We start from the raw sequence: 25,084 nt of genomic DNA on the forward strand, positions 1-25,084 counted from the left end.
CTCACTCCTTTAGTTGTTTACTTGATTTCTTAGTTCCTCTAAAGACTTTAAGTCACTCTCGATCGTAAAACGCTTTTGATGAACGTTCTGATTTTGTTTATTTAACATCGCAAGTACTTGCTTATAACGATTATCCGTTTCACTTTCTAGTTTCTTTCGATTATTTTCCATGTTTTTGATGTAACGATCGACTAACGAATGAATTTCCTTCGTAACTTCATTCAATAGTTTCTTATTATGTTCGGTCAACTGATGATCTATTGCATTGACGACCGCACTCTGATTGAATGTACCGGCTTGTTTCGAACTATCGTCCATTTCATCGACAAGATATAATGCACCGGCTGCTAACAAGGGGGCTAACAAAAAGCCGCCAAGTAACCCAAGGCCAAGAACTCCTGCTGCTACAACTCCTGTTGCACCAGCTGCTAATCCAACGACTCCTTTATCGGGACCATTTGACTTATTTTTCAGTTTTGATTCGTCTAAGCCTTCAAGATTAAAGGGAATACTCTTGATTGAAACTTCTTGAGTTACGATTTGATTCGCCATCTCTAAGTATCCCTTTTGAACATGCTGCATATGTTTTTTCAGATGATCAGTCAGCCAATTTTTCATTAATAGTTCAGTCTCACTAATACTCGACTGAATCGTCTGCTTCATCTCTTCAATCGTCGTAAACGTCTTATTTGTTATATCTTCTAAGACAAGCGTGTGATTTTTTTTGAGTTCTTTCTCGAATTCTGTAAGTAGTAGTCCCTCTTCTTGCTTCATTTTTTCACGATATTGTTTAGATTTATTTTTCAGTTCCTCTCGCTCGGCTTTTGCTTTTATTTTCCGTTGTTTTTTCTCTCTTGATAGCTCGTCACTATTTTTATGTAATAGACCATATTCAAATCTCATGACCTCTTCTAAAATAAAGATGGATTCTAGAAATTCGATTTTGACCTTTTCAATTTTTCCTTTTCCTTTATTATGAACGAGGAAATATTCTAAGCTTTTCTTGAAATCAGTGAAGTAGCTTTCTTGTTCTAGTTTTTGATGTTGCTCCGTTAAAATCTGCCTTACTTCTTCAACTGTATGCTGTTCTTGGATTTGAGACTTAATCGCTTTGTAAGGAACTCGCTCTCTTAGTTCCATCGCATCCATGCTCGTTGCACTCGTTTCGAGTGTTGCTAACCGCTGAGCTTGAAACGCTTTTTTGGCTGAGATGAAGAAAATGTTTTTTTCTGGAATACCAAGCGGAATCAATCGTTTATAGGTTTCTTGTTTAACTTGTTCTTCCTCAGTCGAGGTCTTGAACTTATCGATTCGGTTGACGACTACGAATATGTCTTGGATATGCTTATTCACTAAATGTCCTTTAAAGAAATCGATTTCAGAATGACTCATTAGCTTATCCGCTTTAAATAACACGATTGCCGCATCAGCACTGGCGATGAATTCTTTCGTAATCTGAGATCGGATACCTTTTGCATCATTTAATCCTGGTGTATCAATAATTTGGACTTGTTGATTCAACAATGGATTATTTAATTCGATCTCGATTCGTGATTTCTTTAGTTCTTCAATTTCATGTGCTGTACTTCCACTTTGTGACTTCATGAATTTATCTTTGACGGAAGTCGTTACTTTTTGAAAAAATCCTTCTGAGTCTACACTTTCTAATAACTTTGTATTGATCTTAAAGTGTTCATTGAACTTATCTAAATCATTCGATTCGAACTCTAATTTATTATTCAAGTACAATTTAGCGTTTGTCTTCATTCCTTTTTTTACATAAGTCACAAGTGCAGTTGATTCTTTTAACGAAGTTGGCAGTGCTTCTTGTTCCATCAAAGCGTTCATGAATGTTGATTTTCCGACGGAAACCTCACCGACTGTCGCCACTAAAAAGTCTTTTTCATTTAGCCAGTTCATAACTAACGTGACTTGACGGTCAATATCATCTTTTTCGTATTTACTTGCGAGTCCAGCAACTTCCTGCGCGAGCGTATGTACTCGTTTCACTTCAACGTTATATTCTTGCAAACTTTTCATAGTTCGCCTCCTCTTAATGTTTTAAAATAATCTGATATAAATAAACGGACCTTTTTCTTAAAAAAGATCCGTTACGCTATGATCCGATCAGCAATTAGTACAAATCTATTTTTACTAATTAGTCCGTATACGCATTTGGAAATTGCTCCAATAATGGAGTAGACACATCAGACAGTCGTAAACGTTTGTATGTCAATGTCTCGATGACATCATCTCCGAAATTATCCGTCGTCGTTTTGAGATTTACCGTGATCTTATCATCTGAAATCTGCGTAATGACTACTTTTTCTTTGCCCTCTAACGGATTCATCGCATTATCTGTGATGTACTCTAACTTTTTATCCAATACGCGTACCTTTTCACGATCAAGCTCATATTTAGTTGAGATTGAATTCGATTCATCATCTTCTGTAAAAGCCATATCCCAACTTTGCTGGTAGTTGTCTGGTTCGATGATCAGGTATTGATAAAAAGGTACCTTCGTCTTTTTTTCACTCATCCAATATCCTGACAATCGTTCCATGAACTGCACACGCATCTTCAGTTTTTCCTTTTCATCTTGCTTCCGCTCTTCTAATAACGCAGCTACTTCTGCTGTTGCATCTGAGTCCGATAAATCACTCTCTTCCGTATCAGTGATTACTTCTTCCGTACTCGCTACATCTTCAGCGTATATTTTCTTAATTTGAGCAGTATCTTTAATATCAGACTTTAAATACGTATTATCCTGATAAGAAAGTTTCTCATAATCCATGACACGGAGATCCTTTAAATCAGCAACCTGTTCACTGCCCTTTAGAATCAATTCACTATCAACTGTACTGCCATCATTTCGTAACGATAAAAATAGTGCATTATTCGAATTCCAAATTCCAATTAAGTGATTCTTAATGAAGCCTTCTGATAATTGGACGTTTTGATCTAAAAATAGTTTCATCGCTGTTTTGTTTTTCGTCGTATATGCGATTTCGATTGGTGATTCTTTTTTACCATTATTTTTTGACAGGTCTGCTTTTTTTTCAATTAAAAATAATAACAATTGATTGTCTTTCTTCTTTAGCGCATATGTCGTTAATGTTTCTTCATTTGCATATATTCCATTGATTGAAACATGGTTATCAATTAAATACTTGATTCGCTCGACATCATTGCTTTCCATTGCCGCTTCCATTGCATGAGCACCGTAATTATATCCAAATGTGTTTCCAGCCATCTTTTTAATTAGTAATAAATCAAAGGCAGCAGGCATTACTTTACTTGATTTGACTAAACTGTAACTGTTTATACCAATGAATATAAGTATTAACACAGTAAGAACGATACTGATTCTCTTTACGCTTTTGATGAACCTTGAAGATTTAGAAATCATTATTCTTTAACACTCCATCCGTTTTTTTCTAAAAATAAGTAAAAAAAGATATCATTTACATCCTTAATTTATAATAGGTATTTAAAACCATAATATCAATCAAATATTATGTGATTTTTATCCAAATCCCATATTACTTACCTATTTTAAAAAATAATGCGATTAAGTCCTATAAATCTTCGTTTATTTATTCTCAACCCTAGTAAAAATATTTCACCTAAAGCGTTTTTCAAGAAATCATTTACTATTTCAATAAAAAACACAAGAAAATTAAATACTTATTTTTATAAAATTAGCATATATTGTTAGGAGGGTGAATATGTTAAACACAACATTAAAAAAAGATGCAATCCGTAAACTGAAAAATGAAGTAGACAGTCATGAGCAAGCTGGTAAAGAAACGACAACCTCAGCAATTAAGCTTCATGAAACGCGTAACAATTCAGTCGTCGTCATCGATAGTATTGAACAATATGTAAATAGCCTTGCAAATACACCAAAAGAATTTGATAAAGAGCTAGAAGAAATCAAAGTCAATCTCTCGAGTTTTAAAGTACTCAGCGAAATTGAATATGACGAAAAAACGATGCTCAAAATCGCTGGTGGAGGTACTGCCGCTGGTGTAGCAGCTGGTGTGGCAACAGCAGCGTTCGCTCCAGCAGCTGCTATGGCGATTGCTACAACGTTTGGTACGGCTTCTACTGGAGCAGCAATCTCAGGCCTTTCTGGTGTAGCAGCAACAAATGCTGCCCTCGCATGGTTAGGCGGAGGTGCTCTTGCTGCTGGTGGTGGTGGAATGGCCGGAGGCGGCGCATTGTTAGCATTAGCAGGTCCTATTGGTTGGACAATCGGGGCAGCAACACTGATTACCGGCGGAATCTTCGCAAGTAAGAAAAACAAAGATGCTGCGATTCGAGCAGATGCAGAACGTATAAAAATCTCAGTTGAAAAGAAAAAACTACAGGCAATTAATCATGAAATCACAGAACTAGACGGTGCAACAAAACGTTTAGCAAATGAACTTTATATGATGTTCCATCAATTTACCCGAGGTGCACAAGATGTTACCTCTTATACTTCATTTACGTCTGATCAAAAAAATAAGCTTATTGCAATTATTAATAACGCGCATAGTTTGTCTGCTTTGTTCATGAAAGAGATTGGATAAATCATGGAGCGTATCGTTAAAGATCAATTCATTGCTGCTGGTGTAGACGGATTTAATGTATTTAAGCAAACACATCTTAATAATCAAATTGATCAAATCATTAAAGATCAGCTTAAGTCCCAAACGCAACAAGATCTTAATTTTGAGAATGCTTTAGTTCATTTATCCAAAATGCGCCAATTTTTATCTTCTCCACAAAACATCTTAGGTACGATTCGCACGAAACACGGAGAAATTGCAGAACACCTCGAAGTAAACGTACGAAATGCCAAAAATACATTACTCGGATTAAAGACGGATGCCACTTTTGAAGGTGTAGGACGAACAGCACCGGAAGATTTTATATTAAACGGTGTCAAAATCCAATCAAAATTCATTAACGGAACGGGCAATACTCTGAGCCATGTCGCGAAGCATCTTCAGACGTACCAAGACTCTTCAATCGACTATATGATTCCTAAAGATCAATTCGCTTTAATTGAACAGATACGAAATGGCATTGTTCCAGAATCAATGTCAGTGAAATCTGCGCAATCGATTCTAAACAAAATAAATGAGTTAGAAACTGTATCAGGTCGTTCCTTCTCTGAGATGTGTCATCCTTCGATTTCAAACTATGACGAAGTACAATTAGGAAAGGTTTTCGAAACGGTAACTAATCATCAAGATGATTTAATCGATCAAAACCATGAAATCAAACAACAGATTGATCGCAAAGCGAAAGAAGAGACGAAAGCTACGAATGCTATGCGTGGTCCTTCTGTAGGTGAGGGTTTAAAAGTCGCTGGTGGTGCTGCCACTGTCACAGCCTCTATAACATTTTTAAAAGGGTTATATGGAAAGACGAAAGAAGGGAAGTCTTTATCTCAATTTGATGCGGAAGACTGGAAGGAACTCGGTTTAGATGCCGGAAAGAACGGTCTCCGTGCCGGGATAACGGCTGGATCCATTTATACACTTACAAACGCCACTGCTCTTTCTGCCCCCTTCGCAGGAGCAGTCACAAGTGCTGCGTTCGGTATGACCTCTTTATTCAAGCAATATCATGCAGGCGAGATCGCTGCGGATGAAGTACTCACTGAAGGACAGATCATTTGTTTTGAAGCAGGCGTTACGGCAATTGGCGCAGCATTAGGTCAGACACTGATTCCAATACCTGTCGTAGGAGCCATCATCGGAACAATTGCTACTGATTTTATTTGGAAATTCGCAAAAGGAAAACTAGGACAGCGTGAAGAGGCGCTAAAAAAGGTATTAGATGCTTACTCCGACTCTCTGCTTCGTCAAATGGACGCAGTATATCGTCAATTGATCGAGAAAATCAATGCTACCTTTGCCCGATATCATTCGCTGATTGATGCCGCATTCGATATGGAAGCAAATTCCGCTTCTCTTGCAGCCGCTTCGATTAGTCTAGCAGAAGCACTCGATGTGTCTTCTTCAAAAATTTTGCATACGCATGAAGAATTGGACGACTTCTTTTTATCTTAAATGCAGTAAGAGTTTCATAAAATCATTTTTTTGATTTAATGAAACTCTTATTTTTTATATCCATCAAAAATCACACTGTCTTTCTGAAAAATTAATACCCATCAAACATATGCCACATGGACTATTACTGCTAAATAAAGCGATTTTTTTATTAACTCAATTAAAAAGGAGCTACGAAAATGGAAATCGGTAAAAAGTTTTTAAATCACTTATCTAATCTTTCGGTATCAATTCCAGTTCCACAACAACGTATACAAGAAGTTTTGGCAAAAAAAATTAAAGAGTTAGAGGACATCAAAGTTCTCATTTCACCTGAAGAAATCGAGATCTCAGGCTATGTTTTGATAAAAAAACTAGGTTTCTCTCGCAAACAACGTGTCGCTTTATTCTTGGTACCTCAACGAGTAGACGGACGTATCATCTACTTTAATGTGCTTAAAGTGAAACCGTTAGATTTAGAAGCTTCTAATGCAACCTATTTATCAAAGCCCCCTTTCACACATTATGAAAATCGGATTCTTCGACTTGATTTATCCACGCTTGATTTATTGCAAAAAACACAATACGGCTCTCTTCGTCATCTAACGCTTGGTAATGAGGAACTAAAAGTCGGATTAGGTGTTTAACCTCAAAAATTCATTCGAAATAAAGGCGACACACCGATTACTCGCTAGTGTGTCGCCTTTCAAGTATCATTTTTCATATTCACCCAAAACTGATTTACTTGATTAACACATGCATCGTCTCTGTGTAAGCTGGTTGTTGAATATCTCCATGATAAATCGATTGTGTTCTGATGTGGTAAAAATACGTTCCGGGTGAACTTGTTTTCGTTCTCATTCGTAAGGCTACCGGTTTATCGCCATCTACTCTTATATAGTCCTTACGTATTAGCTTTTGAACACCTTTTGAATCAATCCAGTACATTAAAATTCCTGTAGATTGACGCTGATCATCGCGATAAGGAGACTTGAGTGAAAACGTGTGGTACGTCGTTTTACCAACACGCTCTTGACTCCAAGTGTAGAAATGTCGTCTAACACCCTTATTATATTCATGCCCTCCAGGAAAACTTAGTTGTGTATATCCCATCGCAACGATTTTTGCTTCTGCTTTAGGGGCATGGAAGAATACACTTGTGACACATACACTGATTAGCAGGATTACTTGAATAAATTTTTTCATGACTTATCCTCGATTCTATTCATTAGCAGTATATTAACTCTTAATCAATTTTACAATAATTAGTAAATCAAAAATAATTCTTTCATGATAATAGGTCAATTTTTAATCGTGATATCACTTCTGTTTTTACGTTGTATACAGTAAAAAAATCATGATGAGTTATTTTTCAAGTCCAACTCTCATGATACTCACGAAGACTCACATTCACCGATACAATAAATAGCGGAACTCATATTGGTGAGATCCACTTTTTGCGTTTAATACTATGCATCGAAAAATTTCACACTGACACAAATAAAAAATTCTTATCTATGACGATGATTCCTTTTGTCGGAGGAGCTTTAGCGTTCGAATCAGTGCTTAAAGAATTAAAAAACAACTCTAGTTTAAAAAAGCACTTGAAGTGGAGTATAACGTTGATCTAATTGAAGCTTCCATTGACAAGTCAGTCAATTTTTCAATGCGTCTTGAAATACTTACTCATAAAATGAAGTTGTATCTCGATATGAGTCATAATATTTACTGCAAGAAGGTATGCAAGCTGGAAACTTTAGTAGCATACAACGTGAATTTTAATTCGTAATCTCATGAAGAACAGATACTTGTTAATACGAATATCAAACTGTTGGTAATCCTTCGGCTGTGTTCGTCCTCTGGTTCGGTAATCAGCACAATAAGGAGATCGTCATCATTGTTACTCGGATCATTCAACTGGTTATCGTATCGTGGAGACTATAATCTGCGTAATGAATCCGTCATCGTAACACAAGATTCAGTCGTCATTAAGGAAACGACGGAGTACATTGAAGAGAAGTTTCTGACGGCTCTTGAGCAGGATCTGCAACAACTGTTACGTTCCACCAACTGCAACATACACCCGCCGGATTCGACCGGACTGCCGTGTTGCATTGGGTCAAAGAAATCGCTCTTCTCGACAGCTTCTTTGAAAAACGGAAACACTTGATCAGTGTGCTTCAAGACGCCATCCGGGCAAAAGAAAATGAACTGTTACTGTATGATATGCATCTGTTCTTAATGCCTTACGGATTGGAAGAATTCGGAGCGATTGAGTATTTGATAACTCTCCTAGCAGAAGAAGATAGAACACGAGCTGTTGCTTATTACAAAAAAGCTTTGAAATCGCTCCCACTCAGTCATTTGTGGCATACACACGAAGCACTCGCTGATTACACGGAATGGTTTGATTCATTCGAAGAGATTCGCAAGCAGACGCAGTCTCAAAAACAGACCGCCGCCTCTTCTGTTAAAAAATCATCGAAAAAACCGGCGAAGACAACAAAAGCCAAACGTACAAAACAGTTAAAATAATCTTCAACATCGTAAAACGTTCTCTACTAAAACGAAAACAGCCCAATCTGATCAGCGAGGATCGGACTGGGCTGTCTGTCTCTATTAATCTCATTTCAAATGATTCAACAGCCGGTATTTCTTATTCACTTTGTTTAGTACGGCTGTAAACATTGCATCCTTTACTTTGACCAATCGACTGTCTGACAAAGCGAAGAAGATTTTGTCCTTTTTTACTTTTGTTAGGCTCAACTAGTTTTTGAAGTACTATTTATTTCATAATCCATCTACAAGCTTAATGGCTTTCTCAATGTGTCCCGTTAAATACTTCACTTCTTTTCCACGTCCTAACTGATCATCAACCAATAACTTAGTACTATAAAAGACCAAAAACTCTTTAAACTTATTATGACTGAGTCTATTTACCGCATTAGATAAATTGTTTTGATATTTGGAAGAAGACAGATTATACTCATAAAATTTATCTGCAAGTGATGACACAAGTCTTAAAGCTTCAATATAGTGCTCTGATGAATTATCATCGCCTTGATTCATTAAAACTTTTCCGGCTTCATTTGCGATGACTTCCTTTGTTTTTTTATAATAATCTTCCATAATTATTCCCGCCTTATTTGTTTAGTATCATACTTATTTTCTATTTACTAATGAAATGAAAAAAACAAAGAGATTAACTGATCACTTTCTAAATATGTTTTTTCTTTTAGATTTTATAATTGATCGCACTCTCGCTTGTCGTCCACTCTTCTCTTCCGGAGGATTCCTTCACACGAAGCATATACCAAGGACTCTGATGAATAAGAAAATGGAAGGAACGAACAATAAGAGCAATCTCATTACATGTCTTTTTGTCGGTGTGGCTACCTAAGTTTTGTACGATTCTTTTTAAAATTACAGCTTGAGTTCGATCATTAAAATAGCAACTGTCGAACCATTTTAATACTTATTTTCTATATTTTATTTTACTTAGATCCATCGTATACTTCTATGTTTTTTTCGGATTTTATCAAATTATTCCACCCTAGAGAAAACAAATATTTTTGTATAAAATAAAAAAAATACCATTTTTATTTCCTCTTATTACTTTTCGTGTATGATAGATGCAAAGCACATATTTCATATAAAACGATTAGAACGTATACAGAATTTTAAAACCATTTGAGAAGAGAGACTCCATGAAACAATTGTATAAGAGAATTTTAAAAAGAACTGACACAACCCTCTCTCATTCGACTACTACTATTAACAGCCCTATTAACCTTTTTGTGAATCAAGATTACCAACTTTGTACTAAATCATTGGATGAATCAAAACATTTCTTCTATTATATTTAATAAAACCAAAGAAGCAATTAGTTCAGGATTTACAAATTACTTTAGTATAGGCAATAACATTCCGGACAACATCTATTCGACTGATAGACGATCTAATCGTACGTTTCGTGTTTCAGCAGGTGCTAAATCAAAAGCTGAACGAGTTGGAAATGCCAGAGTAAACTACTTAATCTACTTTTATGCAAAATTCATTTTTATAGACTGCGCCTTAAGGTTATTTGTACATTTCATCGTATTTTTCTTTAGCCCTATTATTTTTTTAATTGCTGTTCCTTCGCTTCGAAAAAGAAATTTGATTGATAATCTAGAAAATTAATAGTATCTCTCATAATGTTTGATACCACTATATTTTGATTAATCATTTAAAGAATGGTCTGACCCTTTATAAAATAAGGGTTCAGACCATTCTTTAAATTTATTATTAAAACGGAAGAAAATCATCCGTCGCTTCTAAGTGATCAAGTAGACTAGGATTATATAAATCCCCATGATAATTTTTATGACAAACTGGACAGTGGACATCCCATCCTTGATCGATTTGCCAGTTATAGTTACCTGTTGCATATTTAATTAGACGCACATCTCGCAACGTACTCGGTTCATGCATTCGTCCATATCGGCACCTATTATTTACCCATACTTCGTCACATGTACAAATATATGTCCACTTATACGGTACGTCTGGATTCGCTCCATATTTCGGAATTCCTTCCGTAACAGACCCACATGATGGACATATTTCGTGACGATGGTTATGATGATGCACTATTCGCTTGATGTACGTGTTTAAATGTTCATTTTGACCAGGAGCGATTGGAAAATGTGAGTATGCATATATCTCAGGAGCAGGGGTGATGTTCCAATGATGAATGTCAGAACTAATATCACTATGCACAAGTGATGCGCTTCTGACCGGCATTCCCTCTTCCAAAAAATCCGTCATGTATCGTCTAGCAGACTTATCTAAGTCAGCTTTTAAAGACTCAGCAAAAGAGGCAGCACCATATGGCTTGTATTTAGCATCTAACACGTGAATGTTTCGACGATTCATATCCCCCTCTACAGCATAAGAAAGCAAGAAGTCTGGCTTACGTTTCTCATTAAATTGGTGTTGTAAAAATACTTCATGTTCATATGCAAGCCAAATCTGATCAGTCGTATCAGCGTGTGTAAAATGCAATCTTACTCCGCTTAAGGTAGCATATCGTTCGTGATGCGAAAGAAGTAAATCGGTTACAGATTGATTCACTGTTCGGAAGCGTATTTTTTTTAACTCTTGACATAACTGGAGTAACGTCCAGACTTCAAATAAAAGTGGAGAATTCGTCATTTGTTGGACGAACGCCTGCTTCTGCGAATTTAATTGTGGAGTCAGTGACTGAATAGCCTCATACAGTTCGAATACTTCACTATATCGCGTGTCATGAACGAATAGATGTGTTTCTTCAATATCGAGCGCCTCTACTTCAAAAAGAGGCGTTACGAGAAACGAGTCCACTACATTTAACAATTTTCTCAAGCGCATCGTGCGTCCTTTGAAGAATTCTAGTTCATTTTGTGTTTTTGCATGTTTACGCCACAACGCTTCAATGACTCCTGATTCTTCTCGACTCGACCCTAGCTTCGATCGTCGTGTTCGTTCTTCGTTTTCTAATGATGTTACCTTACTTTGTTCAATCATCTCTGCTTGGTGAAGTAACTCAGAAATGGTTTCAAGCATCAGCCGAATCATTTGATGTTCCGGTATGTTCGTATGTCGAGACGTAACTTCCGCCTGAACTTTAGGTTGTCCCTTTTTTCGCTCATGTTCAATCAACGTTCTAGATGTCCAGCGTTTAATTTGCTCAGGTGAAAGTAAAGTCTTTTCGACATTTAACGCTTCCATCGGAGCATCAATGATCTCGTCGAGAGCTAATTGAAGATCGTAAGTATATTGTTCGATTCTTTCAAGAGGAAACAGTGCTTCAAGGACTTCTCTTTCATTATCAGAAACATCCGGCCGTGTATCCAAGACTCGGAAAAGTTCTCGGACCTCCGCCTGCATGATTTCGTACTGTTCGAACGACATCGTTTGTGGATAAATCACGACGACTTCCTGAGCAATCAAGATATCATCTGCGTCGTAAGCTTCTACAATGAAGCGACCACATGCATTCATGCCAAAGCGTGCGGATTGCGATGTCGCATAACCATCTTCATACCAAATGTTACTCAGTTCATACCAGACATTTTTAAGAGTAGAAGATTGAACGAACTGAATTTCCGGCATATCTTTTATAGCGATTCGACTCGCTTCGATTTCCACACCGATTTGGATGAAACGCTTCTCTCGTCTTGTATACTCTATACTTTGATAGACTCCGTTTTTCTTTTGAAGTTCAGGACCAACCTTTATTTGTCGAACCGGTGCTGTCGTCACTTGGTTCGCTGCAGGATTAAGCGATTGGAACAACTGATCTAAGCTAGAAGTCATTTCGACTTTCGGCTCCACACGACGGACTTGCAATTCAAATAGTTTCATTCAATCCCTCCTCTTATTTAAAAAAGTTGATATAACGACCATTATTTTTCATTTTCTCAAGACGTTGTACTGTTTTTGAATAAGAATCTGTTTTCACCTTTGATTGGAGTGCCAAAAACGCATTCATTGCTGTTTCATTTCGTGTGGAGAAATGAATACGCGGTAATAACTTCGCTTGTAATAAGAGGTCTATCGTCTGCGTCGTTAACTCACTGTACTGGAGGATGTGAATCAATTGTTGACGTCCTCGTGCATTGATGCGTGCATCTGAAATCGCGTCCAGCCCCTTGGATAACTCAATGATGCGATCTGCAAGTTTTTCCACCTGTTCACTTTCGTGGATTGTCTTTGTCAATTCTGAAAGTGGGACCTCGATTTGACCAACCTGTGGATTAGATTTGTTTGCCTCGATGATCGCATCATCTAACGTCGTATGATCCAGTTCAAGAATCAAACTCCGATCGATCACTTTTGGACTTAAAGGTTTTACTGTATGATCCATATTCAATGTTCCGATGAATCGCACATTATCCGGAATCACAAGTTCAGATGGATAGGCAATTAATGCACTTGCATCTCGGTATCTGATATCTTCTTCATACGTCGTTTCTGTCTTCTCTCTATAGGCAGTACAAAATTCACTTGCTTCATCAAAGTAACGCTTTGGATAAAGTGAAACAACGGGACGATCTTGTTCGCGTAAACTTAGAAACTCTGCAAAATAGTATTCAACGTGTGATAAGTTCATCTCATCAAGACAAATTAAATACAATCCATCTGTTTTGTTAGCATCAAGCAATGCTCGTAAAAATGGTGTTTCTACATAACGACGTTCGCTTGGACTAAAATAACCAAGCAAATCTTGTTTATCCGTCCAGCTCGATTGGACCGGTACCATACTTGACCGTGCACCTTTTATTGCTTTTGCGAAGGCGTTGACTAGACTTGATTTCCCTGTACCAGAAGGACCATTCAAAATGAGCAGGACATTCGACTGAATCGCACGAAGAAAAAGCTCGATTTTATCAGTAGAATACAGTAACTTTTTATCTTGATTATGATAAAAGAGCGATTGTAATGTTGATAATAATGTTTCTCTTTCAAAAGGAAGTATAGGAGCCTTCTCTTCTTTTAACGGCTCACTTTTACGAATTTCCATTAGCATTTCTACAAGCTGACGCTCACTTGAGGAAATCATACGTAGTTGTTCATCTAATTGATTTTGTGCAGCCTCGACTTCTTGCTGACGTTGTTCGAGTGATTGTTTGATTCTTGTTTCTTCTTCCTCATGAGAAATCTTCTGTGACTCTAGTTTCTCAAGAGCAACTGCAACTTCTTCTTCTTTCAAACGTAATACTTGTTCTACCACTTTAGTCGTAATATTTGTACCAAACGTTTCTTCGGCAGCATGGACAAGTGCCTCACCACCAAGACGATGTAATCTCTCTGGTAAATCTAATTGAATTGGAACAAGAGACTTTGGATTAAAAGTCAGTAGTTCATTTAACGTTTTAGCATTACGCATCGGTAAATAACTACATGTATACAAAGGAGAGAGAGTAGTATCCAATTCGCTAGAGCACATGCTTGAAATTTCCCAATCACGATTTGGATTTAACGGATGAGGACATGGAACGTAACCAGCTGGTGTAGGTTGCATAACGCATAGGCTTACAATTTTTCTCTTTGGATCACTTTGCATAATATTCTCTCTAACAGGTTCAACAATTAATTGACTTCCCAATATTCTGGAATTCTTAAAATGTTTATAAAATCTTTTTGTATCTTCAACCGTAGGTTCTTGAATTTCACTTAAAAGCTCTTCATTCTCTTTTAACCATTCATCAAACACGTTTACTGTTGGTTCCATTGGTGTAGACATCAACATCCCTCTTTCCACAGGTAAAATTAGTCTTTTAATAATAGTACATTATTCTTTTGAAAAAAGAGGTATTAAATCCTTATTTTTTCAAATTTTAAATTAAATCTCGATTTATGACGGTTCAGAATTTCTTTTGGCAACACGATTGTGAATGAATTTCAACAAAAAGACCACTCAAGCATTACGCTCAAATGGTCTTATTGGTAATTTAATTTAAACTATCGCTTATACAACTTTAAGTAGTATTAGTCTCTACTATATAAATCTCGCGTATAAACCTTCTCTTCCACATCACTCAACTCTGGATGCATGCGGTTTGAAAGAATGATATCCGATTCTTGTTTGAACGCTTCAATGTCACGAATGACGCGTGAGTTGTAGAATGTATCTTCCGTCAAGACAGGCTCGAAGACAGTCACTTCAATTCCTTTTGCCTTGATCCGTTTCATAATCCCTTGGATTGATGACGCACGGAAGTTGTCCGAATCCGTCTTCATTGTCAGACGATAGACACCGACGACTTTCGGTTTTTGTTTGATGATTGTATCTGCAATATAGTCTTTCCGTGTCCGGTTCGCTTCGACGATTGCTCCGATGATGTTGTTCGGAACATCCTCATAGTTCGCAAGTAGCTGCTTTGTATCTTTCGGTAAGCAATACCCACCATAACCGAATGACGGGTTGTTATAGTGATTCCCAATCCGGCTATCGAGACCAACACCTTCGATGATTTGCTTCGTATCTAAATTACGCACTTCCGCATACGTATCAAGTTCATTAAAGAACGCGACACGCATCGCAAGATAGGTGTTCGAGAAGAGCTTGATCGCTTCTGCTTCCGTCGAGTTAGTCAATAAGACAGGAACGTCCTTCTTCACTGCCCCTTGCAGTAGTAAGTCAGCGAACTGTTGCGCTCGCTCTGACCGCTCACCAACGACGATACGCGATGGGTACAGGTTGTCATGCAATGCCTGCCCTTCACGCAAGAATTCTGGTGAAAAAATGATGTTCGGTGTATCAAATTTTTCTTTTAATTCTTCTGTATAACCTACTGGTACGGTCGACTTGATGACCATCGTGGCATCCGGATTAATCGCAAGTACCGTTGCGACGACGCTTTCGACTGTTCGTGTGTTAAAGTAATTGCGTACTGGATCATAGTCTGTAGGAGTTGCGATGACGACAAACTCTGCTTCTTTGTAGGCTTCGAAGTTATCTGTCGTCGCGTGTAAATTCAATTCCTTATGTTGAAGGAAGTTTTCGATTTCTGCGTCAACGATTGGTGATTTACGATTGGTGACCATTTCGACCCGTTCTTTAATGATATCAATCGATGTGACTTCATTATGCTGGGCGAGTAATACGGCCATCGATAGACCGACGTATCCTGTTCCTGCTACCGTGATTTTCATGTACTTTACACTCCTTTATTTATATCGTCACACCATTCATGATACTCATGAATTCAGACTGTAGACAAAGCGCAATTTTTCTCTTAACGAGAAAGATTGCGCTTTTCTGTTCATCTCGAATCGTTTTCCTGGGACAAGCATCGCGCCGTTTCACTTCGTTGCAGGGTCGCTCCTGCTTGTTTTTCCCTAGGAAGCGATTTCGAGTGAACAAAACGCTTCTCTCCTCTTTCTTCCGGGTATAAAAAAAGTAGAAACGAAGAAGGAGGAGGACTTCCAATGATGGGTAAGAGAAATCACCATCATCGATCAGAACATGTCACCATCACATTGGAACAACTGGTCCCGCAGGACCACCTTGTCCACAAACTCGATGCGGTTATCGATGTCGACTTCATCTATCGTGCCGTCGAGAAATTGTATAGCGAAAATAATGGTAGACCAAGCATCGACCCCGTCCTATTAATCAAGATGGAGCTTCTCCAATATGTATTCGGTATTCCTTCCATGCGACGTACCATCAAAGAGATCGAGACTAACGTGGCGTATCGTTGGTTTTTAGGTCTTGGGCTGGATGAGAAGGTGCCCCATTTCTCTACGTTCGGGAAGAACTACGGACGTCTTTGAGAGTATTTTTTATCGTGTCCTCACCCAAGGGGCCTGGACCCTTCGGTCCTGTTTATCGACTCCACCCACATCAAGGCGAACGCAAACAAACGGAAGTTCAAGAAGAAGCTCGTTCGGCGCGCTGCCCAACAGTACAAAGACGAACTGGATCAAGAAGTCAACGAGGATCGGATCTTACATGGAAAAAAGCCCTTCACCCCCAAGACGAAGAGTGTTGAAGAACGTCAGATAAAGGAGAGTACGACAGATCCGGAGAGTGGCTATTACGTGAAGGGGGAACGTGAGAAGCAATTCGCTTATTCGTGTCATACAGCCTGTGACCGACATGGTTTTGTCCTGGGGATGATTGTGACACCAGGCAGTGTCCACGATAGTGTCGTCTTCCCTTCGCTTCTTCAAACCGTCACGGAGCACTTCGGGAAACCATTCGCCGTCGTTGCCGACGCTGCCTATAAGACGATTCCGATCGCTCACCGTCTTCGCGAACAAGATATTTTAGCAGTCTTCCCGTATACACGCCCCGGAGGGGTGTGAACTGAACCAAAAAAGTTAGACAATAAATAATTTGTCAGGCGACCTTGAGGACCTGAGTCCGGTATTCCACCGGGCTCAGGTTTTTTAGTCGTCTCTTGATACGACGATGGTTATAGTACTCGATGTAACGCTCGAGCTCACATTTGAAGTGGTCCATGTCATCGAACTCCTTGAGATACAGGAGCTCTGACTTGAGCACAGCGAAGAAGCTTTCGATGGCTGCGTTGTCGAGGCAGTTGCCCTTACGGGACATGCTTTGCGTAATGCCGTGCTCGTGAAGCGTACCGACGAACGCTCGATATTGATAATGCCACCCTTGGTCGGAATGCAGAATCGGTCGGGCTTTCCCGTCGAGCTTCCCGATTGCCTGATCCAACATTTCACCAACGAATTGATAGGTAGGGCGGTCCGATAGGGTATAAGCAATGATCTCACGATTTCCCAAGTCCATCATCGGCGAGAGGTAGAGTTTCTCCCCGAACAGGTGAAACTCAGTGACGTCAGTCACCCATTTCTGGTTCAGGCCGGTGGCCTTGAAGTCACGTTGGAGAAGATTCGGTGCGACCTTTCCGACCCGTCCTTTATAGGAGCGGTATCGCTTCATACGGACAAGACATTTTAGACCGAGCTCATTCATGAGACGGCGTACGGTCTTCGGATCGTGCCGGAAGCCTTGGCGTTCGAGAAGTGCGTGGATGCGACGATAGCCACATCGTCCCTCGTGTTCGTGGAAGAGAGTATGGATAGCTGTCTTCACCTCCGCATACTTGTCCTCGCCCGTCAGGCGCGTCCGCCAATAGTAATAGACGCTTCGTGCCATACCGAGCACGCGAAGGAGTCCCGGAACGGGATAGACTGACCGCAATTCGTCGATTACTTGTGCCTTGATCCGGTTCGTCGCGCATTCTCTTCTTGAACCAAGGCTTTCAATTTTTTTAACGCAGCGTTCTCCATCTCGAGATACTCGATCCGCTCTTTGAGCTTCTCGACTTCTGTCATCTCTTCAAATTCCTTCTTCTTGCGTCTCGCCATCGGGGCACGTCCTTTCGGTCTGGCGACCAGACCTGCGGTCCCTTCCCGTTCATACGTCGATCGCCATCTCGAGATCGTCCCTGGGGAAGAAATTCGGTACTTTACGGCCGCCTCTATATTGGACAGCCTGTTGGTCACCATGTCGTTTAATACCTCCAGTTTAAATGCCAGCGAGTGGCTTGTATAGGAAGGATCGAAGATCGTTTCCCCCCAACGCTCATAGAGACGCGACCACTCGCGGATCAGTTCACGTGCTATCCCGAATTCTATCGCTACACCTCGGTATCCGTCTCGTCCTGTCAGATAACGCTCAGCGACTTGGACTTTAAACGCCTTTGTATATTTGACCATAAAAAACACCCCATAAAAGTTGGATTTTTATGTCCAACTTTTATGGGGCAGTTCAGATGAAGGGGATGTTAAAGAAGAAGGATTTCTTTTATGACGAATACTATGACTGTTATCTTTGTGAGAACAATCAGATTCTCCGTTACCGAACGACGACACGGGATGGATACCGGGAGTATGTCTCTGATCCTCGTATTTGCGAGACATGTCCACTCCTTTCACAGTGTACGAAGAGTCGTGAACATAGAAAAGTCATCCTCCGTCATCTCTGGCAAGAAGCAATGGATGAAGTCGAGCACCTCAGACATACAGATGTGAACCGAGCGTTGTATCGAAAACGTCAGGAAACAATCGAACGTGTCTTCGCAGACGCGAAAGAGAAGCATGGCATGCGTTGGACCCGCTACCGCGGAGTGAAAAAAACGACGCTTCAAGCGATGCTTACTTTCATTGCCCTGAACCTCAAAAGCTTGCGAATTGGTCCTGGGATTCCTCTAGGAATCCACGTTTCTTTAACATTTTGATGATCAATACATACAACAAACCCTCATTTCGATTACAAAATGAGGGTTTGTCTACAATCTGCATTCATGATACTCATGAATTCTTTTTTTAGTTTATCAAGTATCTCGATGCTTGATACAAGGTCCTGTTCTTTTACGCTAAAATAGAACTTAATTTTAGGCTCTGTACCGGATGGACGAAGTGTAATCCATGACTCACCTTCTAGATGCATCTTCAATACATTTGATGTCGGCAAGTTGATACGAGTGATTTCATTCGTTTTAAGATTAATGCTTTGACTTAATAGATAATCCTCGATCATCACGACTCGTTTCCCTGCAATTTCATTCATAGGTGCTTGTCGGACTTGTTCCATCATTTCTTGAATTTGCGTTGCACCATCTTTACCTTTTAACGTCAATGAGATGAGATCTTCTTGATAGTACCCATATTGCTCCATTAAGTTAAGTAAGGCATCGTACAATGTCATTCCTTGTTCATGATAATATGATGCGACTTCTGCAATAAATACAGCTGCTTGAACAGCATCTTTATCACGAACGAATTCTTTAATCAGATAACCGTAGCTTTCTTCATAACCAAACAAGAACGTATTTGAAGATTGCTCTTCAAATTGTTTAATCTGTTCTCCAATGAATTTGAATCCAGTTAGTGTATCAATTGTCTCCATACCATAATCGGTAGCAATCGTACGACCAATCTCAGAAGTAACGATTGTTTTTAAGATCGCACCATCCACAGGAAGACTTCCTGCTCGCTTTTTCTGTTCCAATATATAATGTAACATCAATGCGCCCGTTTGATTTCCTGTTAAGACTTCATATTGTCCTTTAGCATTCTTCACAGCAACACCAAGTCGATCTGCATCTGGATCAGTTGCGAGTAATAACTCCGCGTCGTGCTCTTTTCCATAACGAATCGCATATTCAAAAGCCGCATGTTCTTCTGGATTCGGCGAATCGACAGTAGAGAATTCTGGATCCGGAGTCATTTGCTCTGTTACCAGAATGACATTCTCAAAACCAAATCGTTTTAGACCTTCTGGAACAAGATGATGTGCCGTTCCGTGTAGTGGCGTAAATACGATTTTCATATCTGCCTTTGTAACTTTTCGCAATTGAAGTGTGTCCAGTGCAGCTAGATATGCTCGATCAAACTCTTCACCAATCATTTGCAACAAACCGGTTTTCAAAAGCGTTTCGTATTCCACAAACGGAATCGTTAATTCGTCTTCAACTTGGTTAATGTATGAAGTAATGACATCCGCCATCTCAAGCGGCATTTGACCACCATCTTCTGCGTAAATCTTAATTCCATTGTATTCAGGCGGATTGTGACTTGCAGTGATGACGATTCCTGCAAATGTATTCAGATAGCGAATTGAGAAGGATAACTCTGGCGTCGGACGTAGCGCGTCGAAAACATACGATTTAATGTTGTAATGTCCTAGCACTTGAGCAATCTCCATCGCAAACTCTGCTGATTTGTGACGCGAATCATACGCAACGACTACTCCACGTCGCATTGCTTCTTCACCTTGTTCAACAATATAACGAGCAAGTCCGTCGATTGCTTTACGAACGGTGTAGATATTCAAGCGATTTGTACCAACTCCTAGCTCGCCACGCATCCCACCTGTTCCGAACTCCAATGCTTTATAAAAGCGCTCTTCTAATTCTGATGTCTGATTTAAAATAGAATCCAATTCTCCTTTCAATTCAGAATCAAGATTAATGTATGTATTCCATTGTTGTGCCTTTTCAAGATAATTCATATTGTCCTCCATAACATTTGTCACTGTTTATGACCGATTTCACTTGTAATCCATTCCATTTGCCCTGAAGCAACAATGATGTTACTCGTATTTTTAGTAACGATTAAATGATCACCTTTAGTTACTTCTAGTGACTCATCATCAGTCTGAAGGATGCCTGTCCCTTCGATAATCGTCATTAATGAAAAGTGAGTTCGTTTGGGGTACACATATCCCGGACTTACGCGATGATGATACACATCAAATTCGGGTGATTGAACAAGCGTACGAATCATTCCCGCATGAACTAACTGTTCAGATGGCTGTGCAAGTACAGGAATATCAGGAACCGTTGTAACAGCAAGTGCTTTCTCTAAATGAAGTTCTCGTTTATTACCCTTATCATCTGTTCGATCAAAGTCGTATACACGATACGTAGTGTCACAAGATTGTTGCGTCTCAAGAATCATGATTCCTTTGCCAATTGCGTGAATCGTTCCACTTTCAACAAAAACAAAATCACCTTTCTTAACAGGTTGTCTTTTTAGCAAATCAGACCATTTTTCGTTGGCAACGGCAACTTCTAGTTCTGCTTTAGTCTGAGCAGTGTGTCCAAGAATGAGTTCAGATCCCGGAGCGGCATCAAGTACATACCAGCACTCCGTCTTACCAAATCGTTCTCCTTCTAAACTGTACGCTTGTTCATCATTCGGATGAACTTGTACAGACAAATCGTCTGTAGCATCCAGTATTTTAACGAGTAGAGGAAATGTTTCATGAGTAAAATCACCAAACAGTTCTTGACGATAGTTTGCCCAGAGTTCAGATAATGTATGACCCGAATAAGGACCATTATTGATTGTATTTTCGCCATTTTGATGCGCCGAAATTCCCCAGCATTCACCAATCGTACCGTGAGGAATTTCATAATCAAACTCTTCTTTAAGTCGTTGACTTCCCCAAATACGTTCTTGAAAAATGGGTTCTAATTTTAGTATCATGTCTTCTCCCTATGTGCAATAGATTAGTGAGTTTTTACTTCGTAGTTCCAAGCATGCTGTATAATGTCATCTAATGAATATTTAGGAGTCCAGCCTAGTGCCTCTTGTATCTTTTTAGAGCTAGCTATTAACCTCGCCGGATCGCCTTCACGTCGAAGACCTATTTCAACGTGAGCTAGGTTGCCCGTTATTTTTTCAGCACTTTGAATGATTTCTTTGACGGAAAAACCTTGACCGTTGCCTAAGTTATACGTTTCATTAGTGACTGTAGTATCTAAAAGTGCTTCTAACGCTAAAATATGAGCATCAGTCAAATCACAAACGTGAATATAGTCTCGAATACAGGTTCCGTCAGGTGTATCATAATCTTGACCATAGACAGTTATTTGATTTCTTCTTCCATTCAAATGTTGTAATACGATTGGAATAAGATGTGTTTCAGGATTGTGATTTTCTCCAATTGTCTGATCAGGATGAGATCCTGCAGCATTAAAATACCTTAAGGTTACATAGTTCAATCCATTTGCTTTATGTAAATCAGCTAGTATTTGCTCAACCATCAATTTCGAATGACCATAAGGGTTAATCGGTTGAACAGTTGTACTTTCCGTAATAATCGATTCTTCTACCAGTCCATACGTCGCTGCTGTAGAGGAAAATACGAATTTTTTAATTTGATAAGCACCCATTGTAGATAATAAATTCAGGGTAGCGTTTACGTTATTTAAATAGTATTTGATTGGATTAACAACTGATTCTCCGACAAGACTATTTGCTGCAAAATGCATGACTGCCGAAATTGTGTACTCATCAAAAATTTCTTTCAAAGTAGTTGTATCTCCAAGTTCTCCTTCAATAAAAATGGCTCGAGAATCCACAGCAAAGCGAAATCCAGTTGATAGATTATCTAAAACGATTACTTTCTTACCTTGATTTAAAAGTTCTTTCACTACATGACTTCCTATATAACCAGCTCCGCCAACTACAAGTATCATTTCTTCACCTCTTTAATTTTTTCTTGCAAATCATTAATTAAACGATCAAGTCCATCATTATTAAATTTAATTTGAATCGTTTCTTTCCATTGACTTATTACAGCTGAATTAATGGTTAATTGTGACAATTTTTCTATCGAGAATGATTTACAATAATTTTTCGATTTCAATTTATTCATCGTAGCTTGATCTTCAATAAAAGATGCTCGATCTAAAAGAAGTATCCTACTTTTTCCACACAATGCTTCACTTACCGTACTCCATCCTGGTTTAGTTACAGTGAAATCAGAAGCCGCTATGTAATTTTGTGTTTCTATATAGTCATCGGGTATTTTAAATACATTAGGATGATTAATATCTATATGAGAAGAAACAATAAACTTACAATTTTCATTTGACCATAGGAAAGATTCGTTGCTTAATTGATGACTGTGATCGATTTTCATTCCTAGTCCATAAAAAATGATTATATCTGTAGAGGAAGTCTTTAACTCATCCTTTATTCGGTTCACTTCTTTCTCATTTATTGCACGAGAAAAGTAATCGTATGTATTAGTCGAGTTGATACTACCTTCTAGCTGAAGGAAATAACTCATTTTACTGTACGCTCTCTTCATCACCTTGAGCTTAGAATCTTCAATCAAATTTTCATAAACATCGCTCCACAAGAAGTTAGATATGCCAATACTTAAGATATTTAATTCATCAGCTGCTTCAAACGCATTTGAGTAAATATCTGATATGACGCAAGATATTTGATTTTGCTTTAGAAAGTCTATTTCGTCTTGAATTTTTCGAGTGCGGAAATATAAATAATCATCATACATTTTCTTCATTTTTTCAGGATCTAATTCTAGAGTATCCAAATTTAAGACGTATCCAACATCCGTCGATACAATGCGGAGAGTCACACGATTATCATCAAAGGAATTTGTTAATAATTCACTAGCAAAGCTATGACAGACAGTAATCATCATCTCCGGATTTCTTTTCAATAATTTGCGAATGATTGCAACACCACGTGTAGCATGTCCGTATCCATAATCTGAAATATAATAGGCAATATTCATATATTTCCTCCAAACAAGAACAGGGGAGAAGCATAAGTTCTCTCCCCCAATAAAGGATTAGTAGATGACGCGAGAGTCAGATTGATTAAAACATGAGAGCACATCCGACCACTTATAATGGATACGAACAAAGTCTTCTTCAGTAATCTCTAAACCCGTCTGTACTTCAATAAATTCTAGTTCAGAGATTGCATAAATACCATGTTCTTTGCCTGCTGGCAAGTGGACAATATCTCCAGCTTTGACTCGAGTGATACGCCCATCTACTGCCAAATCACCTTCACCCCGAACAATCGTCCAGACTTCATCTCTCAGAATATGACGATGATACGAAGAATTGCATCCAGCATAGATACAAATACGTTTCGTAACCATTTCCTTTTGCTCATCGTATTTTGCGTAATCAAGAGTGCGGGTCCAACCCCACATGCGTTCTTCATACATTGGCGGATGATCATATTGTCCGATGTAATCTTTAATTTTTGGACTAGCCTCTTTTTCAGACACCAAAATTCCATCAGGGCTGGCCGCAATAACTAGATTTTTTACTCCAATTACAGTCACAGGAATGTCTAGTTCATTTATGAGATGAGTATTTGTACTATCTTCCGAAATGATACCTTTACCAATTTGAGACGTTGCCATTTCTTCTGTCAGCGTATTCCATGTTCCAAGATCTTTCCAATAGCCATCGTAAGGCACTGCGATGATGTTTGTAGTTTTTTCAACTACAGCATAATCAAAGCTGATTTTAGGTAGTGTCGCATACATATCTAGTAGTTCTTGATAACTTAAAGGCAGATTATTTTCTTCGAGTGTTTTCAGTAAATAGCCTAAACGAAAAGCAAATACGCCACAATTCCAAAGAGCTCCAGATTCAATTAACGTAACTGCATCTTCTTCAGAAGGTTTTTCTGTGAACTTTTGAACTTGGATATGATTATTAGATATAGTCGAATCCTTCGTAGGCACCATATAACCGTACTTTGAAGAAGGATAAGTTGGTTTTACACCCATCAATGCTAAATCAGCATCAGTTGAAATTAACATCTTTTCTAATACTTTAACCTGTTCAAAAAATTGATCATCTACATAAGGATCGACTGGTAAAACAACTACTACTTCATTCTCATCTACATTTTGTACGGAGTATAAATAACTTGCGGCAAGGGCGATCGCAGGATATGTATCACGACGTTCGGGTTCAATGATTAATGGAACATTCTCACCAATTTGAGCATGGATCATATCCCGTTGCATTTTAGAAGTTGCAACCATCGCATCATTCGATAAACCCGTAGATTCAAGTTGTCCCCAGACACGCTGAACCATTGACTGTTCCTGTAATTTTTGGCTTTCAAGCACTTTCAAAAATTGTTTTGATCGAGTATCGTTCGAAAGAGGCCACAGTCGTTTACCAGACCCTCCCGACAGTAGTACAAGTTTCATATCACACTTCCTCTTTTCTATCTAT

At 38.8% G+C, this 25,084-nt stretch carries 19 protein-coding genes and 2 pseudogenes; 7 read left to right on the forward strand and 14 right to left on the reverse strand.

Features of this window, described 5'->3' with window-relative positions; translation table 11 throughout:
* Nucleotides 1-9: 9 nt before the first annotated feature.
* Nucleotides 10-2,040, reverse strand: coding sequence for a dynamin family protein (locus L985_RS14500; protein WP_047392772.1), 2,031 nt, complete (start codon nucleotides 2,038-2,040; stop codon nucleotides 10-12).
* A gap of 118 nt (nucleotides 2,041-2,158) precedes the next feature.
* A complete protein-coding gene (locus tag L985_RS14505; RefSeq protein ID WP_158513352.1) occupies nucleotides 2,159-3,289 on the reverse strand; it encodes an ankyrin repeat domain-containing protein in 1,131 nt (376 codons plus the stop codon).
* A gap of 439 nt (nucleotides 3,290-3,728) precedes the next feature.
* Here L985_RS14505 and L985_RS16905 point away from each other — a divergent pair, with 439 nt between their 5' ends.
* The 3 genes from L985_RS16905 (at nucleotide 3,729) to L985_RS14520 (ending at nucleotide 6,694) form a co-directional block, all read left to right on the forward strand.
* Nucleotides 3,729-4,577, forward strand: a complete 849-nt coding sequence (locus L985_RS16905) for a hypothetical protein (RefSeq protein WP_047392764.1) — start codon at nucleotides 3,729-3,731, stop codon at nucleotides 4,575-4,577.
* Between the two features lie 3 nt (nucleotides 4,578-4,580).
* A complete protein-coding gene (locus tag L985_RS14515; RefSeq protein WP_047392759.1) occupies nucleotides 4,581-6,068 on the forward strand; it encodes a hypothetical protein in 1,488 nt (495 codons plus the stop codon).
* A 179-nt stretch (nucleotides 6,069-6,247) separates the two neighbouring features.
* Nucleotides 6,248-6,694 (forward strand): hypothetical protein, encoded by a 447-nt coding sequence (locus L985_RS14520; protein ID WP_047392756.1) that lies wholly within the window; start codon nucleotides 6,248-6,250, stop codon nucleotides 6,692-6,694.
* A 94-nt stretch (nucleotides 6,695-6,788) separates the two neighbouring features.
* On the opposite strand, the gene L985_RS14525 is transcribed toward L985_RS14520, so the two are convergent.
* On the reverse strand, nucleotides 6,789-7,253 hold the full coding sequence (locus tag L985_RS14525) for a hypothetical protein (protein WP_047392753.1): 465 nt from the start codon (nucleotides 7,251-7,253) through the stop codon (nucleotides 6,789-6,791).
* 691 nt (nucleotides 7,254-7,944) lie between these two features.
* Here L985_RS14525 and L985_RS14530 point away from each other — a divergent pair.
* A complete protein-coding gene (locus L985_RS14530) occupies nucleotides 7,945-8,217 on the forward strand; it encodes a phospholipase D-like domain-containing protein (protein WP_047392746.1) in 273 nt (90 codons plus the stop codon).
* Nucleotides 8,154-8,582, forward strand: a complete 429-nt coding sequence (locus L985_RS14535; RefSeq protein ID WP_148662045.1) for a hypothetical protein — start codon at nucleotides 8,154-8,156, stop codon at nucleotides 8,580-8,582. The genes L985_RS14530 and L985_RS14535 overlap by 64 nt, the downstream gene beginning before the upstream one ends.
* Nucleotides 8,583-8,837: 255 nt before the next feature.
* Here the strand turns inward: L985_RS14535 and L985_RS14540 are convergent, their stop codons facing one another.
* The 4 genes from L985_RS14540 to L985_RS14555 form a co-directional block, all read right to left on the reverse strand.
* A complete protein-coding gene (locus tag L985_RS14540) occupies nucleotides 8,838-9,176 on the reverse strand; it encodes a hypothetical protein (protein WP_047392735.1) in 339 nt (112 codons plus the stop codon).
* A gap of 1,158 nt (nucleotides 9,177-10,334) precedes the next feature.
* The gene (locus L985_RS14545) at nucleotides 10,335-12,434 is read right to left on the reverse strand and encodes a nuclease domain-containing protein (RefSeq protein ID WP_047392732.1); all 2,100 of its coding nucleotides are present in this window, start codon (nucleotides 12,432-12,434) and stop codon (nucleotides 10,335-10,337) included.
* Between the two features lie 13 nt (nucleotides 12,435-12,447).
* The gene (locus L985_RS14550) at nucleotides 12,448-14,316 is read right to left on the reverse strand and encodes an McrB family protein (RefSeq protein ID WP_158513353.1); all 1,869 of its coding nucleotides are present in this window, start codon (nucleotides 14,314-14,316) and stop codon (nucleotides 12,448-12,450) included.
* A gap of 245 nt (nucleotides 14,317-14,561) precedes the next feature.
* Nucleotides 14,562-15,728, reverse strand: coding sequence for a nucleotide sugar dehydrogenase (locus L985_RS14555; RefSeq protein WP_047392726.1), 1,167 nt, complete (start codon nucleotides 15,726-15,728; stop codon nucleotides 14,562-14,564).
* Nucleotides 15,729-16,004: 276 nt separating this feature from the next.
* Here L985_RS14555 and L985_RS17190 point away from each other — a divergent pair.
* Nucleotides 16,005-16,874, forward strand: a pseudogene (locus L985_RS17190) (transposase); the annotation flags it as partial.
* A 46-nt stretch (nucleotides 16,875-16,920) separates the two neighbouring features.
* Here L985_RS17190 and L985_RS16830 read toward each other — a convergent pair.
* Nucleotides 16,921-17,817, reverse strand: coding sequence for an IS3 family transposase (locus L985_RS16830; protein WP_442856721.1), 897 nt, complete (start codon nucleotides 17,815-17,817; stop codon nucleotides 16,921-16,923).
* Nucleotides 17,760-18,269, reverse strand: a complete 510-nt coding sequence (locus L985_RS17290; protein WP_029341908.1) for a helix-turn-helix domain-containing protein — start codon at nucleotides 18,267-18,269, stop codon at nucleotides 17,760-17,762. Before L985_RS17290 ends, L985_RS16830 begins: the two co-directional genes overlap by 58 nt.
* Before the next feature lie 62 nt (nucleotides 18,270-18,331).
* On the opposite strand from L985_RS17290, the pseudogene L985_RS14585 reads away from it, so the two are divergent.
* Nucleotides 18,332-18,882: pseudogene (locus L985_RS14585) on the forward strand (transposase); the annotation flags it as partial.
* Here L985_RS14585 and L985_RS14590 read toward each other — a convergent pair.
* The 5 genes from L985_RS14590 to L985_RS14610 are packed head-to-tail and all read right to left on the reverse strand — an operon-like array spanning nucleotide 18,823 to nucleotide 25,059.
* On the reverse strand, nucleotides 18,823-20,565 hold the full coding sequence (locus L985_RS14590) for a phospho-sugar mutase (protein WP_047390431.1): 1,743 nt from the start codon (nucleotides 20,563-20,565) through the stop codon (nucleotides 18,823-18,825). The pseudogene L985_RS14585 and the gene L985_RS14590 overlap by 60 nt on opposite strands.
* A 20-nt stretch (nucleotides 20,566-20,585) precedes the next feature.
* Complete coding sequence (locus L985_RS14595; protein WP_047390429.1) at nucleotides 20,586-21,545, reverse strand: type I phosphomannose isomerase catalytic subunit; 960 nt, start codon at nucleotides 21,543-21,545, stop codon at nucleotides 20,586-20,588.
* Between the two features lie 23 nt (nucleotides 21,546-21,568).
* Entirely contained in the window at nucleotides 21,569-22,540 is a 972-nt protein-coding gene (gene galE / locus L985_RS14600) for a UDP-glucose 4-epimerase GalE (RefSeq protein ID WP_047390427.1), read from the reverse strand.
* Nucleotides 22,537-23,610, reverse strand: coding sequence for a hypothetical protein (locus tag L985_RS14605; protein WP_047390424.1), 1,074 nt, complete (start codon nucleotides 23,608-23,610; stop codon nucleotides 22,537-22,539). The genes galE and L985_RS14605 overlap by 4 nt, the downstream gene beginning before the upstream one ends.
* Before the next feature lie 57 nt (nucleotides 23,611-23,667).
* A complete protein-coding gene (locus L985_RS14610; RefSeq protein WP_047390420.1) occupies nucleotides 23,668-25,059 on the reverse strand; it encodes a sugar phosphate nucleotidyltransferase in 1,392 nt (463 codons plus the stop codon).
* Nucleotides 25,060-25,084 lie beyond the last annotated feature (25 nt).

Origin of the sequence: Exiguobacterium sp. ZWU0009 (genome assembly GCF_000798935.2) — a bacterium.
Taxonomy (GTDB): Bacteria; Bacillota; Bacilli; order Exiguobacteriales; family Exiguobacteriaceae; genus Exiguobacterium_A; species Exiguobacterium_A acetylicum.